The 16,455-nt window shown below is 30.2% G+C and carries 15 protein-coding genes and 1 tRNA gene; 10 read left to right on the top strand and 6 right to left on the bottom strand.

The window, feature by feature from the left end; genetic code table 11:
* Positions 1-408: 408 nt before the first annotated feature.
* Complete coding sequence (locus tag IUY40_RS14635) at positions 409-2,526, bottom strand: glutamine--tRNA ligase/YqeY domain fusion protein (RefSeq protein WP_195737608.1); 2,118 nt, start codon at positions 2,524-2,526, stop codon at positions 409-411.
* A 109-nt stretch (positions 2,527-2,635) separates the two neighbouring features.
* On the opposite strand from IUY40_RS14635, the gene IUY40_RS14630 reads away from it, so the two are divergent.
* From IUY40_RS14630 to IUY40_RS14615, 4 genes are all read left to right on the top strand, one after another.
* A complete protein-coding gene (locus tag IUY40_RS14630; RefSeq protein ID WP_195737607.1) occupies positions 2,636-2,854 on the top strand; it encodes a hypothetical protein in 219 nt (72 codons plus the stop codon).
* Positions 2,855-3,151 (top strand): hypothetical protein, encoded by a 297-nt coding sequence (locus IUY40_RS14625; protein WP_195737606.1) that lies wholly within the window; start codon positions 2,855-2,857, stop codon positions 3,149-3,151.
* Positions 3,152-3,155: 4 nt separating this feature from the next.
* The gene (gene folB, locus IUY40_RS14620; RefSeq protein ID WP_195737605.1) at positions 3,156-3,515 is read left to right on the top strand and encodes a dihydroneopterin aldolase; all 360 of its coding nucleotides are present in this window, start codon (positions 3,156-3,158) and stop codon (positions 3,513-3,515) included.
* A 105-nt stretch (positions 3,516-3,620) separates the two neighbouring features.
* A tRNA-Cys gene (locus IUY40_RS14615) sits at positions 3,621-3,691 on the top strand.
* A gap of 542 nt (positions 3,692-4,233) precedes the next feature.
* Here the strand turns inward: IUY40_RS14615 and IUY40_RS14610 are convergent.
* Genes IUY40_RS14610 through rnr form a run of 3 tightly spaced genes read right to left on the bottom strand, consistent with a single transcriptional unit; the run spans position 4,234 to position 7,804 of the window.
* Positions 4,234-4,911 carry a LysE family transporter gene (locus IUY40_RS14610; protein WP_195737604.1) on the bottom strand — a complete coding sequence of 226 codons (678 nt, stop codon included), beginning with the start codon at positions 4,909-4,911 and terminating at the stop codon, positions 4,234-4,236.
* 17 nt (positions 4,912-4,928) lie between these two features.
* Positions 4,929-5,597 (bottom strand): head GIN domain-containing protein, encoded by a 669-nt coding sequence (locus IUY40_RS14605; RefSeq protein ID WP_195737603.1) that lies wholly within the window; start codon positions 5,595-5,597, stop codon positions 4,929-4,931.
* Positions 5,598-5,623: 26 nt separating this feature from the next.
* The gene (gene rnr / locus IUY40_RS14600; RefSeq protein WP_195737602.1) at positions 5,624-7,804 is read right to left on the bottom strand and encodes a ribonuclease R; all 2,181 of its coding nucleotides are present in this window, start codon (positions 7,802-7,804) and stop codon (positions 5,624-5,626) included.
* Positions 7,805-8,029: 225 nt separating this feature from the next.
* Between rnr and IUY40_RS14595 the strand changes: the two genes are divergently transcribed.
* The gene (locus IUY40_RS14595) at positions 8,030-8,263 is read left to right on the top strand and encodes a DUF2007 domain-containing protein (RefSeq protein WP_195737601.1); all 234 of its coding nucleotides are present in this window, start codon (positions 8,030-8,032) and stop codon (positions 8,261-8,263) included.
* 870 nt (positions 8,264-9,133) lie between these two features.
* Positions 9,134-9,565, top strand: coding sequence for a ribose 5-phosphate isomerase B (rpiB, locus tag IUY40_RS14590; protein WP_195737600.1), 432 nt, complete (start codon positions 9,134-9,136; stop codon positions 9,563-9,565).
* A gap of 146 nt (positions 9,566-9,711) precedes the next feature.
* Here rpiB and IUY40_RS14585 read toward each other — a convergent pair whose 3' ends face one another.
* Positions 9,712-10,023: a DUF1294 domain-containing protein gene (locus tag IUY40_RS14585; RefSeq protein WP_195737599.1), complete on the bottom strand. Its 312-nt coding sequence runs from the start codon at positions 10,021-10,023 to the stop codon at positions 9,712-9,714.
* Between the two features lie 116 nt (positions 10,024-10,139).
* Between IUY40_RS14585 and IUY40_RS14580 the strand changes: the two genes are divergently transcribed.
* Positions 10,140-12,263, top strand: a complete 2,124-nt coding sequence (locus IUY40_RS14580; RefSeq protein ID WP_195737598.1) for a Tex family protein — start codon at positions 10,140-10,142, stop codon at positions 12,261-12,263.
* A gap of 76 nt (positions 12,264-12,339) precedes the next feature.
* On the opposite strand, the gene tatA is transcribed toward IUY40_RS14580, so the two are convergent.
* Complete coding sequence (gene tatA, locus IUY40_RS14575; protein WP_129540358.1) at positions 12,340-12,525, bottom strand: twin-arginine translocase TatA/TatE family subunit; 186 nt, start codon at positions 12,523-12,525, stop codon at positions 12,340-12,342.
* A gap of 208 nt (positions 12,526-12,733) precedes the next feature.
* Here tatA and IUY40_RS14570 point away from each other — a divergent pair, with 208 nt between their 5' ends.
* Genes IUY40_RS14570 through IUY40_RS14560 form a run of 3 tightly spaced genes read left to right on the top strand, consistent with a single transcriptional unit; the run spans position 12,734 to position 16,450 of the window.
* Positions 12,734-13,246, top strand: a complete 513-nt coding sequence (locus tag IUY40_RS14570) for a peptidase (protein ID WP_195737597.1) — start codon at positions 12,734-12,736, stop codon at positions 13,244-13,246.
* Positions 13,247-13,255: 9 nt separating this feature from the next.
* Positions 13,256-14,743 (top strand): GH3 auxin-responsive promoter family protein, encoded by a 1,488-nt coding sequence (locus IUY40_RS14565; RefSeq protein WP_195737596.1) that lies wholly within the window; start codon positions 13,256-13,258, stop codon positions 14,741-14,743.
* Positions 14,744-14,773: 30 nt separating this feature from the next.
* Entirely contained in the window at positions 14,774-16,450 is a 1,677-nt protein-coding gene (locus tag IUY40_RS14560) for a hypothetical protein (protein WP_195737595.1), read from the top strand.
* Positions 16,451-16,455: the final 5 nt, after the last annotated feature.

Here is a 16,455-nt window from a genome sequence, read left to right as displayed (position 1 = left end):
TCCTCTTATTTTATAAAAAATTTGGGCTTGGTAGTATTTTATTAAGTTGAAAATAATTTAATAATTCAAGTTCAAAAATAAAAAGTAAAAATACTGGCAAATCTAAAAATTGGATTCAATATTGAGTAAAACGTACTAAAACTAAAAAGATACTATACTTATAAACATTTCGATGTTAACAACGATAAGACCACTCTAAAATCATGTCAAAAATTAAAATAAAGATGTCTAATTAAGTATTTTTATAAAAACAATAATTATACTGACTATATATTTAAAACGTCTTAAAATCAATTTATGAAGGTCAGTTTTAATATAATAAAACTATATTATTTTAAATTTCAATAGAAAATATAAATAATAAAAAAAGCGCTTATAAAAAGCGCTTTTCGATAACTAAAATTGATATTATTTTTTTAACATTTCTTCCAAAATTTCCTTTTCTCTATCAGAAGCATTTTTTGGAGGATTTGAATTTAATTTTTTTATGTCTTCTTCAAACTGATTTTTAAAATCTATAGTTTCCAAATCTCTTAAATTTAAAAGTGCTTTTGAACGAACATAAGTCGATTCACTTCTTAGTGACATGGAATATAATTTTTTAATATCCTCTTCTTCAAAATCTGAAGATTTTAAACTTGAATATTTAAGAATAAATTGAGCAAATAACAATGAACTCTTATTATTGTTAATATTCTTCTTCAATGAATTTTGTAATAGAGAAAAACTTGAAATAATTGCAATGTTCCCCCCTATCGCATTTTCAATTGCTAAACGTTCTTGCTTAGTTTCAACTTTAAAATATTTATTGATATCTTTTAAAGAATTATTAATGCTATTTTCTTCTTTTTTACCTTTTTCTTCCCAAGCATCTTTTAATCCAACTGTCTTATTAAATACTAGTTTTGAAGCAGTTGAATCTTTATCAACAGTAAAATATCCTAAACGTTGAAACTGAAATTTATCTTCATTTTGAGCAATAGCCAAACTTGGTTCAACAAAACCAGTAACAATTTCTAGTGAATTTGGATTTACAAAATCTAAGAAATTTTTCTCTTTATAACTATCTGGAGCTTCATCTGTAAACAAACGATCGTATAAACGAACTTCGGCTTCTACTGCATGAGCAATCGAAACCCAATGTAAGGTTCCAGATACTTTTCTTTGGCTTGCTTCACTTCCACTTCCGCTTAAAGAATCGGTATCGTAAGTAACATGAATTTCTGTAATTTTACCTTCTGAATCTTTTATAACACTTTCTCCTTTAATGATATAAGCATTTTTAAGACGTACTTCTTTTCCTAATGTCAAACGGAAAAACTTAGCTGGAGCTTCCTCTAAAAAGTCTTCTCTTTCTATATATAATTCTCTTGAAAATGGTACTTTTCTGAATCCAGCTGTATCATCTTCCTGGTTATTTTCTGCATCAAGTAGCTCTTCTTTTCCTTCAGGATAATTAGTAATTACCAATTTTACCGGATCTAAAACAGCCATTACACGAGGTGCAATTTTGTTTAAATCTTCACGAATGCAAAACTCTAAAACTGATACACTTATTAAATTATCACGTTTTGCAATACCTGTTGAATTAGCAAAATTACGTAATGAAGCAGCTGTATATCCTCTTCTTCTTAATCCAGAAATTGTTGACATTCTTGGATCATCCCAACCGTTAATATGGTGTTCTTTAACAAGTTGTTGTAATTTTCTTTTACTTACAACGGTATGTGAAAGATTACGTCTTGCAAATTCTCTTTGCTTTGGACGCAACTTATTATCATCTATAATTTGGTCCAAAAACCAATCGTATAATTCACGGTGAGGCAAAAATTCAAGTGTACAAAATGAATGTGAAATACCTTCTAAATAATCACTTTGTCCATGTGCCCAATCATACATCGGGTAAATTTTCCAGGCATCTCCAGTTCTATGATGATCCTTGTTTAAAATTCTGTACATAATAGGATCACGCATCAACATATTAGTCGATTTCATATCTATTTTAGCACGAAGAATATGAGTTCCTGCCTCAAATTCTCCGTTTCTCATTCTTTCGAATAAGTCAAGATTTTCTTCTACAGAACGATTTCTATATGGACTATCAGTACCTGTTGTTGATGGAGTTCCTTTTTGAATAGCCATTTCTTCAGAAGATTGACTATCAACATAGGCTTTATCTTTTTTAATTAATAAAACAGCCCAATCGTATAATTGCTGAAAATAATCAGATGCATAACGTTCTTCTGACCAAGTATATCCTAACCATTCTACGTCTTTTTTAATTGCATCTACAAACTCTTGCTCTTCTTTTTCTGGATTGGTATCATCAAAACGTAAATTTACAGGTGACTGATAATCAATTCCTAATCCAAAATTTAAAGCAATAGAACTTGCATGACCAATATGTAAATACCCATTTGGTTCTGGTGGAAAACGAAAATGAAGCTTATCTTTTGATAATCCTGATTTTAAATCTTCTTCTATGATTTGTTCAATAAAATTGAGTGATTTTTCTTCTGATGCCATTATTTATAGTAATTTTAGCAAAGATAAAAAAATACATGATAGATTGAGATTTGGGCCTAAGAGACTTTGAATTAAATTTATCCCTATTTTTGTATAAATATTGAAAGTTATGAGACAATTAACCGTTACAATTCCAGACGATTTTTACGAAACTTTTATTAGTTTTTTTAAACATATTCCAGATGTTTCAATAGACGAAAACACCCCGAATGAAATTCCGTTATGGCAGCAAGAAATGGTTTTAGAACGTATGAAAAATGCCAAACCAGAAGATTATATTAGCTGGGAAGAATCTAAAAAAAAACTCAACACAAAATGGAATAAATAAATGTTTGAAATTATTGTTCTATTGCGAGCTGATTTAGAAGTAGATGAAATTGCTGAGTATTATGAATCTTTATCAAATAATCTGGGAACGAAATTCGTTAATGAATATCAAGATTATGTAGAAACTCTAAAGACATTCCCTTTTTTCGAAGAAAAATATAATATTGTTCGCACCCTACCTTTAAAGAGTTTTCCTTACACAATACACTTTACAGTTGATGAAGAAGAAAAAATAGTTTCTGTACAAGCAGTAACATCTAATTATCAAAATCCAAATATTACAAGAATAAAATTATAAAAAAATGGGAATTATTAAACTAAAAAATATCCGTACTTTTTCTTACCACGGATGTTTAATTGAAGAAGGAAAAATTGGATCTAATTATGAAGTGAATTTAGAAATTCATGCTAATTTAAGAAAATCTGCCGAGTCTGATCATCTAGCTGACACAGTAGATTATGTACATTTAAACAAAATTGTTACCGAAGAAATGGCTATTAGATCTAAATTATTGGAACATGTTACCAAAAGAATCATTACGAGAGTTCTTGATGAGATCCCAATGATTACAAAAACAATTGTTGAAGTTTCTAAAATTAATCCTCCTATTGGTGGTGATGTAGAGACGGTTACAGTTATAATGGAAGAAACTAGAAACTAGAAATTAGAAGATATATTTTTTTCTTTTTATAAAATTTAAAAATAGTTGGCTTTAAGTTTTTAAAATTTAAAGATTATGGTTACTTTTGCCATCCATTCAATTAATGGCGTCGTGGCCGAGCGGCTAGGCTGGGCTCTGCAAAAGCTCCTACTCCGGTTCGAATCCGGACGATGCCTCTAAAACCTTCAAAGAAATTTGGAGGTTTTTTTTTATGTCTAATTTTTAAGAAAAATTAAATAAAGAGTATCTTCGAATCCGGACGATATTTTTAAAAACCTTCAAAGAAATTTGGAGGTTTTTTTATGTCTAATTTTTATAAAAAATTAAATAAAGAGTATCTTCGAATCCGGACGATATTTTTAAAAACCTTCAAAGAAATTTGGAGGTTTTTTTATGTCTAATTTTTAAGAAAAATTAAATAAAGAGTATCTTCGAATCCGGACGATATTTTTAAAAACCTTCAAAGAAATTTGGAGGTTTTTTTTATGCTTAATTTTTACCACAGTTTTGTCCTTGCGAGGAACGAAGCAATCTCACTAAACAACTTCTACAAAGATTGATATACTTTATAGACAATTGTCAAGAAGATTCTTTGCCTCAGAATGACAAACATGCGATATACTTAGTGAGATTGCTTCGTTCCTCGCAATGACTTATAAACATAAAAAAAACCTCTCGTAATGAGAGGTTTATAACTATATTTTGTAGTTATTAACAACTACTTTTCAATCTTTTCAAAAACGTGTTTTACCATTTCTTTTTCTTTTGGAAACCATCCTTGAACTATCAAGACAAATCCAAAAATCATTAAAACTATACTAATTACCTTTTTAATTTTAAGAATATTTGATGGCGTCATTTTAGATTTTAATTGTTTTGCTAAAACAATTTTTATACAGTCAATAATTAAATAAGTTAGTACAACTGTTACAAAAAATGTCATCATTCTTGATGTTTGCATTTCTAATTTTGGTCCGATAGAAATAATTATTGCAACCCAAAAACCAAGTACTCCGATATTAATAACATTCAGAAAAAAGCCTTTTGCAAAAAGGCTTGCATAATTTCTTTTGATAATATCACGGTCTATTTCTTCGTCGTTTATTTTCTCTTCTTTCTTAAGTTGTACAAACGAAATAATTCCATATGCTAACATGATTATACCTCCAAATATAAAAAGGGCTGGTTTATCTTGTAAGCTTTTAATTAATCTATAACTTCCTAAATAAGCAATTGCAATAAAAAAAATGTCTCCTAGTATTACACCTAGATCAAAAACTAATGCGGCTCTAAAACCTTTGGTGATACTAGTTTCTAGTAATATAAAAAATACCGGGCCTACCATAAAGCTTAAAAATACTCCCCATGGAATCCCTGCTATAATATCGTTTATCATTAAAATACAATTTCGTTTTATTCTTTTTCTTCAATCCTACCGCCTAGAACAGTTTTTTGGTTAATTTGTTTAGGTTTACCATAGATGTAAATATAGCCTCCAGCATTCACTTTTGCATCGACTAAGGTAGTAGCATGGATTTCGGCATTTCCTCCCGCAGAAACGCTTATTGTTGTTTGTGAGGTATGTAATCCATTAGCTCTTAAAATTCCTCCTGAACCTAAATTAGCAACTTGATTACTTGCTTTTCCAGATACTTTAATAGTTCCTCCAGAAACTGCTCTTATTTTAGCATTATCAACATCTAAAATTACATTGATTTCTCCTCCTTCTTTAGAATTTAAATCAATTGTAGTTTGTTTGAAAGTTTCTTTACTTGAAACTATACTTCCTTCACTTACATCAATCTTTTCTATACGTTTATAATATAACTGTATTGAAACATCATCTCCTGATAAAAGTTTTGGAAATGGCATTCTTAGTTTCAATTCTCCATTTTTATTCACAACTTCTACTTCACTCTCTCTGCTTCCTTTTATAACTATCTTATTTTCTGAAGAATGAATTAGTGTAATACTCAATTTATCGAATACTTTAACTTTATCAAAATCTCCTAAATTTTTAGTTACCTGACTAAATGATACTTGTATAAATAAAATTGCAACTCCTATTAATAACTTTTTCATGTTTTTCTTTTTTAAATTTTTACTTCCTACTCTGCTCTTCTTAAAAAATGAAAATCCAATTGTTTTTTAACTAAATCAGCATTTTTTACTTTAACGTAAATCTCATCGCCTAATTGTAATATTTTATCTGAAGTAGCACCAACTAGTGCATATTGTTTTTCATCGAAAGTATAATAATCATCTTTTATATCTCTGATTCTTACCATCCCTTCACATTTATTCGATACTATTTCTACATAAATTCCCCACTCTGTAACTCCTGAAATAACTCCCAAAAATTCTTCGTCTTTATGATCCTGCATGTATTTAACCTGCATATACTTAATACTATCTCGTTCTGCATTTGTAGCTAATCCTTCCATGTTTGAACAATGCAAACACTTGGTTTCGTATGTTTCTTCATCTACAGATTTTCCACCGTCTAAATAATATTGTAACAATCGATGTACCATTATATCAGGATAACGACGAATTGGTGATGTAAAATGACTGTAATAATCAAAAGCTAAACCGTAATGTCCAATATTATCTGTTGAATATTTGGCTTTACTCATACTTCTAATAGCAAGAGTATCAATTAAGTTTTGTTCTTTTTTACCATTAACTTCTTCCATTAAAGCATTTAACGATTTTGATATATCTCCTTTATTTCGGAAATCTATCTTGTAACCAAACTTAGCAATTACCGATTGCATTGCAATTAATTTGTCTTCATTTGGTTCATCGTGAATTCTATAAACGAATGTTTTCTTTTGTTTACCAATGTATTCAGCAACTTTTCTATTTGCCAAAAGCATAAATTCTTCAATTAAATGATTGGCATCTTTTGAAACTTTAAAATAAACTCCTTCTGGTTCTCCTTCTGCATTCAAATCAAATTTAACTTCAACTTTGTCAAAAGAAATAGCTCCATTAGCCATTCTTTTCTTTCTCAAAATCTTAGCTAATTCATCTAATTTTAAAGTTGCATTTGTAATTTCATCTGAAACAACATACGAACTTCCAGTAATTGAAGTTTCTGCTGGAATTGTATTATCTTTTGTTTCAATGATATATTGTGCTTCTTCATAAGCAAATCGTTGATCAGAGAATATTACTGTTCTACCAAACCATTGGTTAATTACTTGCGCATTTTCTGATACTTCAAAAACTGCCGAGAAGGTATATTTTTCTTCATTAGGTCGTAACGAACAGGCAAAGTTAGATAAGACTTCAGGAAGCATTGGTACTACTCTATCTACTAAATATACTGATGTTGCTCGTTGATACGCTTCATCATCTAGGATTGTTCCTTCTTGAAGATAATACGAAACATCTGCAATATGAATTCCTATTTCATAATTTCCATTATCTAATTTCTTGAATGATAATGCATCATCAAAATCTTTTGCATCTTTTGGATCTATCGTAAACGTAAGTGTATCTCGCATATCACGACGCTTAGCAATTTCACTTTCTTGTATAGACGTATCTATTTTTTGTGCGTAAACCTCTACTTCTACCGGAAAATCTGATGGTAAACCATATTCAGCCAAAATAGCATGAATTTCGGTATCGTGTTCTCCTGGTTTTCCTAAAACTTTAATTACTGAACCAAAAGGACTATCAGCTCTTTTTGGCCAATCTTCTATCGTAACTAATACTACATCACCGTTTTGTGCCTCTCCTATTTTATCTTTTGGAATAAAAATATCAGTGTACATTTTAGGATTAGCAGTAGCTACAAATGCAAAGTTGTTCTGAATGTCAATAACTCCAACAAAATCAGTTTTTTTTCTTTCTATAACCTCAATTACTTCTCCTTCAGGTCGTTTTCCTTTTCTTCTGTTATAAACGTAAACTTTTACTTTGTCTTTATCTAATGCACGATTTAAATTATTTGTAGGGATAAAAACATCCTCTGTAAAATCAGGACAAATAAAATAAGCCGTTTTACGACTTGTCATATCTATCGTACCTTCGTAATAATCTTGACTAACAGCTTTGATTAAATATTTGCCTGGTTCTGATTCTACAATCTTGTTTTGTGATGCCAGAATCTTTAAATCTTTTATAATTTGATTGCGACTTTTAGTATCGTCTAATTCTAACTTCGCTCCTATTTGTTTGTAATTAAATGGTTTATTAGCATTTTGCGATAAAATTTTTATAATCTTACTTGAGAAATCATTCTCATTCTTTATCGGTTTTCTAATTTTCTTACTCATATATCTTTTCTTATAAGGTTTAAAATTACAAAGAAGATATCAGATAATGCTTTTTAGGTTCCATTTTATTAAAAATATAACTTTAAAAGGTTACTATCTAAATGATTTTTAATGGTATTTTTTAATTGTTCTGACTATTTGCTATTACTCAGATTGCATATATAAATTAGTGATATCGACTTATTTTTGGTAATGCTCATTTCGTATCTTTACAAAAAGACCTTTATGGAAAGCTTCAAAACCATTGCTACATTCAATTATCTGCACGAAACAGTAATTCTAAAACACTTACTAGAACAAGAAGACATTCCATACTACCTGGTGAACGAAATGACCTTATCGGTGGCTCCTTTCTATTCGGCAGCTTTGGGCGGAATCAAACTCAACGTTTATCCAGAGGATTTCGAAAGAGTTCAGCAAATTCTTGACAGTCTCAATAGTCCACTTTCAATCGTTTAAACCTAAAATTTCATTTTTTTTATTTTTCATTTTTAAAAGTTGTTAACATATATTATATATATAAAAAAGAAAAATTTAAATTTAATTAATTTATGGTTGTTATTATAGTGTGTTAATATGTCATATAACTTAATTTTTAAAAGTGTTGTAATCAAGTTTCTCTTTGTTATATAGAGTTATCAACATACTTATATTTAGCTAAAGGATTAGTAACTAATACCTTTTAGATTTTAATTAACATTGGTTAATAACTCAAAATGAATTCATTTTGTAGATAACTTCATATGTTGAATTTTGTTGAAAATGTACTTTTTTATATTGATAACTTTTCTAAAAATCACCCAAACTTTATTAGGTTATTAAGTTCCGATTTTGGATTAGGGTTTTTTATGATACAACCAAAAAAAACTTCTAATTTTCTTTCTGTAGTTATCAACAAAAGATGTTAATTTAAAGTTAACTGAATATCAAGCAATTGCGTTTTACTATTAACATTATATAAAATTAACAAAAAAGATGTTTATTTTTCATTGATTACTAGATAGTTATAGCGTTATTAATAATGTTAACAAGTGTTAAGTTTATGATAGTGAGCTAGTTATATATAGACTCTATTTAGTTGTAAAGTAGATAAATTTTTATGTAGAGTTAATAATAATAAAATGCTATAAATATGTTTAACTAGTAAATTTTTTGCCACATATTACTCTAATTTTTATTAATTTATATATGGTAAATATTTGTTTTAAAAGATTGAAAAAAAAATTAGCTCTTATTAGTGTAATTCGTGTTGAACTTTTCTTTTCAAATATATTTACTTCGATATTGTTTGGTTAAATTTGCAGGACACAACTTAATATAACTTATATAATGAAAATTTCAATAGGAAACGATCACGCAGGACCAGAGTATAAAAAAGCAATTGTTGCTATGCTTAAAGCAAAAGGATATGAGGTAACTAATTATGGTACAGATTCTGAGGATTCTGTAGATTATCCAGATTTTGGTCATCCAGTAGCTACAGATATTACTGAAGGTAGGGCTGATTTTGGAATTGTTATTTGCGGAAGCGGAAATGGTATTGCAATGACTGTTAATAAACACCCAAAAGTAAGAGCTGGTTTGTGTTGGACTAAAGAAATTGCGGTTTTAACACGTTTACATAACGATGCTAACATTATTAGTATTCCTGCGCGTTTTACATCGATTCCACAAGCTGTAGAAATGGTTGAAGCATTTTTAAATACTCAATTTGAAGGTGGAAGACACCAAAATAGAGTAAATAAGATTGCTTGTCAGTAAACAAGTCAAAAAAAACGGGTGCTTCGCACCAATAAAATAATAAGCCAGGCGAATTTTTTAAAATTCATCTGGTTTTTTTAAAGATGTTAAATTTAATTTACTGATAAATAGGTCTTTGTAGAGTTATTAACAACAAAAAAACAAAACTATTTACTGCTACTTACCCTAAACCAAGCGAGAGTTTCTGTATCACAGTAATAAAAATATATAAGAAGAGCAATTACAATCTGAAGGAAAACAATACCGCCATATTTCATCATAAAAGAAGGTTTACTCATTTTATGTCTAAACAATAGCATTGCTAATAACAAACCAACAGAGCCACCAATAGCAGTTATTGTAAACAGCATATTTTCGGAGATTCTACGCTTATGCTTGATGGCCAAATATTTATCGTATCCAGCTAAGATAAAGGCAATACTATTTACGATAAAAAAATACGGTAATAAAACTTTCATTGGCTTAAAATTAAGAACAAAGATATTATTTTAGCAGAATTATTGATTAATTTGCTATTTCATTTTAATAAGTAAATTATATCAATTTATAATTAAGAAATTATTTCATTAAAAGCATGACTAATATTCAATTCATTGCGAAGTCTGTTCAAACAGCAGCAATAAACATTCAAAATACAGTTAAATTATTAGAGGAAGATTGCACGATTCCGTTTATTTCAAGATATCGAAAAGATACAACCGGAAATCTTGACGAAGTTGTAATAGAGCAAATTGCAAAACTTCATAAAGATTACCAAGTTATTGTAAAACGTAAAGAAGCAGTTTTAAAATCGATAGAAGAACAAAAGCTACTTACTCCAGAATTAAAGCAAAAAATAGAACAAAGTTTTGATTTACAAGAGATAGAAGATTTTTATCTACCGTTTAAAAAGAAAAAGAAAACAAAAGCTGATGTGGCACGTGAAAATGGACTAGAGCCATTAGCAAAAATAATTATGTCGCAAGGCAATGATGATGTTGATTTTATCTCGACACAATATATTAATGATAATGTTATTAATGAAGAAGCTGCTTTACAAGGAGCTCGTGATATCATTGCCGAATGGATCAACGAAAATATATATGTTCGTAAACAATTACGTAGATTATATCAACGTAAATCGACAATTGCTACTAAGGTTGTAAAGACTAAGAAAGAGGATGAGAATGCGCAAAAATTTAATCAGTATTTTGATTGGTCAGAGCCATTAACAAAAGCACCATCACATCGATTACTGGCCATGCTTCGTGCTGAAAACGAAGGATTTGTAAAAATGAAAGTAGAGGTTGATATTGATGAAGCTTATGATATTATTGATGAACTGGTTATAAAAGGTCAAAATAATACAACCCCGCATATACAATTAGCTATTGAAGATAGTTATAAACGGTTGTTGAATCCTGCTATAGGAAATGAAACGTTGCAAGAAGCCAAAGCCAAAGCTGATGCCAATTCTATTCAGGTTTTTGCTAATAATTTAGGACAGTTATTATTGGCACCACCATTGGGTGAAAAACGTATTCTGGCAATTGATCCAGGTTTTAGAAGTGGTTGTAAAGTGGTTTGTCTAGATGAAAAAGGTGATTTGTTATACAATGAAACCATTTATCCACACGCACCACAACATGAAGATGTTATGGCGATGAAAAAAATTCGTTCTATGGTAAACTCTTATAAAATTGATGCAATTTCTATTGGTAACGGAACGGCATCTAGAGAAACGGAGTTTTTTATCAAAAAAATTGCGTTTGATAAACCAGTTCAAGTTTTTATCGTTTCTGAGGCAGGAGCGTCGGTATATTCGGCATCTAAAATCGCTCGTGATGAGTTTCCTAATTATGATGTTACTGTGCGTGGATCAGTTTCTATAGGAAGACGACTTTCGGATCCGTTGGCGGAGTTGGTAAAAATCGATCCAAAAGCTATTGGAGTAGGACAATATCAACATGATGTAGATCAGTCAAAATTAAAAGAAGAGCTGGATAATACCGTAATTCGTTGCGTAAACTCGGTAGGTATTAATATTAATACAGCGAGTAAACATTTATTGAGTTATGTTAGTGGAATAGGAGAGAAGCTTGCCGAAAACATTGTACAATATCGTTCTGAAAATGGCCCTTTTGAAGATCGTAAACAGTTGAAAAAAGTACCTCGTTTAGGCGATAAAGCCTATCAGCAAGGAGCTGCATTTATTAGAATTACTAATGCTAAAAATCCGTTGGATAATTCGGCCGTACATCCTGAAGCTTATGGAATTGTTGAAAAAATGGCTAAAGATTTAAAACTAACGGTTAATGATCTTATTGCCAATAAAGAACGAACAGCTTTAATTAAACCAGAGAATTATATTACGCCAGAAATTGGTTTATTGACATTAAAGGATATTATCAAAGAATTAGAAAAACCAGGTTTAGATCCTAGAAAATCGGCTAAGGTTTTTGAATTTGATCCAAATGTAAAAAGTATAAAAGATGTAAAAACTGGAATGATATTACCAGGAATTGTTAATAACATCACCAACTTTGGTTGTTTTGTTGACATCGGTGTTAAAGAAAGTGGATTGGTTCACATTTCGCAACTAAAAGCAGGTTTTGTAAGCGATGTAAACGAAGTAGTAAAACTACATCAACATGTAGATGTAAAAGTAACTGAGGTTGATGAAGATAGAAAGCGTATTCAGTTAACTATGATTTTATAAACCAAGAAATTCCAAATCCCAATAATATTTTACTGGGATTTGGAATTTATACAACCGATATAATTTATTAAATAAATTAAGCTGGTTTATCTTCTTCTTTTTCTTTCTTATCAGCTGGCTGATCATTGTCTTTAGCAGCGTTTTTGAATTCTTTAATTCCACTACCTAAACCTTTCATTAATTCTGGAATTTTTTTACCTCCAAAAAGTAATAAAACAACCGCTAATATAACAAGGATTTCTGTAACACCTAATCTTCCCATGATTGAATAGTTAATTGCCGGAGCAAATTTGTATATAATAAAGACAAAGGTATACAGAATTAGTTAATATGAATTAGTTTTACTATAAAATATTTATTTTTAATCACGTTAAATATTTTATAAAATGCTATTTTAAAGGCTATCCTATTGTATTTTGACCGTTTTATCAACACTATTAATTATTATATTTGTCAATTAAAGTACCACAATGACCCAGAAAAGACTAAAACGAATTAAATTTAGAAATAGATTATTTATCAAAAACCGATTGGTTATCTTGAATGAGAATACATTTGAAGAGATCTTCTCTTTCAAATTAAATCTTATGAATGTTTTTGTAGTTGCGACACTAGGGGCTATTTTTTTAATATTAATTACCACATTTATAATCGCTTTTACACCATTACGTGAATTTATTCCAGGATATTCATCGACAGAATTAAAAAGAAACGCAACGGAATTGGCTTTAAAATCAGACTCATTAACGGTCGCATTAAAGAAAAATGAAGCTTATATTAAATCGATTCAAAAAGTATTAACAGGCCAATTAGAATATGCTAAATTTAATAAAGATTCTATCTTATCTAGTATTGATATGAAGGAGGAAGGTGTGAATTTAGCCCCATCCAAAGAAGAATTAAAATTACGCGAGGAAGTGGCAAACGAAGAAAAAATTGAAAACACTAGTTCTGTAAAAAAGGATAAAAGTGCTAAAAAATAAAAATAAAGAATGTCTATAAAATCAGTCGCTGCAAAATTATTTGCCAGCAAAATTTATAACAAAACACAGGCTTGGTCAAAAAAACCTATCGAAACTCAAATGAAGGTTTTTAAGAGTTTGATAAATGGGGCTAAAGATACTGAGTTTGGAAAAGATCATCATTTTGATAAAATAAAGACGTTTGAAGATTTTAAAAAGCATGTACCTATAAGAGATTATGAAGATTTAAAATCATATATAGATAAAGTGCAATTGGGTCAGAAAGACATTCTTTGGAAAGGAAAACCACTTTATTTTGCTAAAACATCTGGAACAACTTCGGGAGCGAAATATATTCCGCTTACCAAAGAATCAATGCCTTATCATATTGAAGCTTCCAGAAATGCAATTTTACATTATATACATGAAACTGGAAAAACAGATTTTGTAGATGGGAAAATGATTTTTTTGCAAGGAAGCCCTGAATTGATTGAAAAAAACGGAATTAAACTTGGACGATTATCTGGAATTGCAGCTCATTTTGTGCCAAAATATCTTCAAAAGAACCGCATGCCATCTTGGAAAGCCAATTGTATTGAGGATTGGGAAACTAAGATTAATACAATTGTCGGTGAAACAATAGATCAGGATATGACTATTATTTCGGGAATTCCATCTTGGGTACAAATGTATTTTGAACGATTGGAAGAAAGAAGTGGTAAGAAAGTAGGGGATTTATTCAAAAATTTTAATCTGTTTATTTATGGTGGAGTTAATTACGAGCCTTATCGTGCAAAGTTCGAAAACCTGATAGGAAGAAAAGTAGATAGTATTGAGTTGTTTCCAGCTTCAGAAGGTTTCTTTGCTTATCAAGATTCTCAAAAATCGAAAGGAATGCTTTTGTTGTTGAATTCTGGAATTTTTTATGAGTTTATAAAAGCAGATGAGTTTTTTAACGAAAATCCAAAACGGTTAACAATAGGAGAAGTAGAGTTAGGTGTAAATTATGTTTTTATAATATCAACAAATGCAGGGCTTTGGGGATATAATATTGGAGATACGGTACAGTTTACTTCTTTATATCCGCATCGTATTATTGTTTCGGGAAGGATTAAACATTATATTTCTGCATTTGGAGAGCACGTTATTGGTAATGAGGTCGAAAATGCAATGAAAGCTGCAATGGAAAATACCAATGTTAGAATTAATGAGTTTACCGTTGCGCCACAAATTAATCCGACTGAAGGACTACCCTATCATGAATGGCTTGTAGAATTTGAAAATGAACCAGAAAATATGTTAACTTTCGCCGAAGCAATAGATGATGCAATGCGAAAACAAAACATTTATTACGACGATTTAATAACTGGAAATATTTTGCAGAAAGTGGTAATAACCAAAGTTGTCAAAAATGGTTTTCAGGAATATATGAAATCACAAGGAAAGTTAGGGGGACAAAATAAAATACCGCGACTGTCTAATAACAGAGATATAGCAGACGCATTAAAAAAAGTATAAAACTTATAAGTTTAAAAAAATATAATTAGAATGAAAGAATCAAAAAACATTTCGAGATCAAGAGCACAAGAATCATCAGCCGCCATTGAAAAAATGTACATTACAATGCGCCACTTGTTTAACAGAGGTTTTTATAAACCAATGGGCATTTCGGGCGATACATTACGAGAAGCATTATTAGCTTTACGTCCAGAAATTTACGGAAATATTGCCGAAAATAAAGTTGAGCTGAATGGACTTTTGTATGTTATAGAAAGACTTCCGGTAGGAATTGAAGAATGTCGTTATATTAATTTAACTTCAGACGAAGGATATTCTAGATCACATTTCCAAGCAATTGTTCCTCCAAAGAGAAGAAGAAATTGTTATAGAATTGATGAGGAGCAAATGAACGTAGAAATTACCCGTGGGCGATCAGATATCTATGATATTTTGACACACTTGACTTTTATTTTTATTGAATCTCATAAAATTAGAAATAGAGTTTTATTAGATGACGGAGGTGAAGTTTCACGTGACTGGTTTAAACTGGAGCAGGCAGTAATGCAAACAAAAAAGTTACCACTTGTAGAGAAAGAAAAGGCAATATCGCATGTTGCAAATATTTTAGGAAGAACATTTGAAGATGTTCTTACTATTTATGATGCTTTTGGTTCTGAAGCTGAACCAGATCGATTTTTGCATATTATTTATTGGTTAGGTAAATTAGCGATTGAAGAGGTTGTTGAAAATAATAAACGCACCATCACATTTAGTCCTATTTTGCGAGAGCGTTTAGGGCATCATATTCATGGAGAAATCTGGGCAACGAATATTAAGGAGGTTTTAAAAGCAAATTCGCTTTTAGATCGCCCTATACATGTAATAAGTGCTAATATGCATAGTGTGATGAATTCTATCTTTGCAACGCCTTTGTTGAAAACTAAGTTTAAAGACAAATCAGATTTCTTTATTTATGAAGAGCTAAGTAAATCGGGAGCAACAATACGTAAAGATGTTGAAGCTCTTGCATTGAAAAATGGAATGATTTCGTTACCAGATACTTCAGGAACTAATATCGACGTTCAAATTTTTGATACAGCTAAGATTGACTGGGCTAAAACAGCATTTCCTAAAGCCAATTTAGAAGAGAAAAAACCAGTAATCATTGTAATGGATTATGCGTTTGGAGAGCAAGCTTATGAAACTATTGATGAGTTATTAAAACCATATAAAAAAGAAACACTTCTTAACGTAAAATCGGTTTCGATTATGGGTAAAGCGGGGATTCTAGAAGGAGGAAAAGGAGATATCATGATTCCGACAGCGCATATAAATGAAGGAACAGCTGATAATTACTATTTCGAAAATGAGTTAACAGGAGCAATGTTTGAAGGAAATGATATTGCCGTTTTTGAAGGAGCTATGGTTACTGTATTAGGAACTTCGTTACAGAATCGTGATCTATTAAAATTCTTCCATGAATCTACTTGGGGTGTTATTGGTCTTGAAATGGAAGGATCGTATTATCAAAAAGCGATTCAATCGGCTTCAAAGATTAGAAAAAGCGTACCACATGATATAAAGGTTAGATATGCTTATTACGCATCAGATAATCCACTAGAAACAGGAAGTACTTTGGCTTCAGGAGGATTAGGAACAACAGGAGTTAAGCCAACTTATTTAATTACAATAAAAATTCTAGAGCAAATTTTTAACGTAAAATAATAACA

Source organism: Flavobacterium sp. ALJ2, assembly GCF_015594725.1.
In the GTDB taxonomy this organism is placed as follows: Bacteria; Bacteroidota; Bacteroidia; order Flavobacteriales; family Flavobacteriaceae; genus Flavobacterium.
This window is presented reverse-complemented; position numbering and strand designations above follow the sequence as displayed.